Raw genomic sequence first — 1,098 nt, 5'->3', positions numbered from 1 at the left:
GCCTTGGATTGATCCGATGTTCTGCAAATAGTGTCGTCTGGAGATTCTGCCTGCCCTGAATCAGGTAAACCACTGCAACAAATACCCTGTTGCCACCTTGCAACGCCGTTTTCACACAACAAAGAGAGTGTTTGTTCAGACTTGATAAGGTTGACCAGTCTTTTCAGATAGAGTCCCCGAATGTGCCCGGGTTGATATGGATAAACAGCGAGTCTTTTGTGGTCAGGGTCAGAGTATTCAGGCCAGTCATCCAGATCCGGTATCAGAAGTATGAAAAGCCCTCCACCTTTCAGAGCACCACTGAGCTGACCAAAGGCATCGACATCAAAACCGGAAAAGGCATTAAATACCACGAAGTCAATCTCACGCCCTAACCAGCCGATAGCTTTTGGTGCAGAGATCGAAGTTTCATTTACCTTAAAGCGCTCACCCACCCAGAGTGTTTGCTGCCCTTGTGTCTTTGAAAACAGAAGTGCACTTGAAAGGAGACTCTCAGCCTGCTGTTGTGTCCAGGCTTCTGTTCCGGACAAAACCAACAAAGCACGGTGATTGTTTTCAGCCGCCCGTTTGAGGATAGAGGCAACGTTATCCATTCGCCGTCGTAATTTTTTCTGAAACCAAAGAATCCATCCATAATTCATACTCAGCAGGAACAAGACTGCCAAACTGCCTGGCGGGTGTAGCATAGTTGATGCCTCTTTCCACCGGGTAGCCTGAACCAGTCCAGGCTTTCAGCCCACCACTGAGAAGCCGAACATCCTTGACACCGGCATACTGAAGAACAAACAAAACGCGTGCAGCGGCAATCATATCGTCGCCATAAACGACGATTGGTGTATGTTTAGTGATACCCAGCCCAAGGAGAACTGATTTCAGCCGTTCTGACTCCTTGATAATCGACTCCAGGCTGCCTGTTTCAACGTGCAGAGCACCGGGAATATGCTGAACAACATAGCGAGCCCCTCTTCCCCAGGAGACATCCAGCACCATAAGGTCGGTATTCATCTTAAGTTGTTCATCCAACCACTCTGGTGTGACCAGTCGCTCATAACCCGGCAGTTTGGCAGGCTTGCCACCTTGAGCCAGCCAGTAAGAAAA

2 protein-coding genes are annotated in these 1,098 nt (G+C 49.0%); both read right to left on the bottom strand.

Annotation, left to right across the window (positions count from 1 at the left end):
• The coding region (locus KDK16_RS02675) for a TmcA N-terminal domain-containing protein (RefSeq protein WP_257274551.1) at positions 1 to 593 on the bottom strand (593 nt) is incomplete at its 3' end.
• The coding region (locus KDK16_RS02670; protein ID WP_257274550.1) for a sulfurtransferase at positions 586 to 1,098 on the bottom strand (513 nt) is incomplete at its 5' end. The genes KDK16_RS02675 and KDK16_RS02670, both read right to left, overlap by 8 nt.

The sequence above is a fragment of the Endozoicomonas sp. SESOKO4 genome (assembly GCF_024606275.1).
The sequence above is the reverse complement of the archived record's forward strand: the minus strand, read 5'-3'. Positions and strand labels throughout refer to the sequence as shown.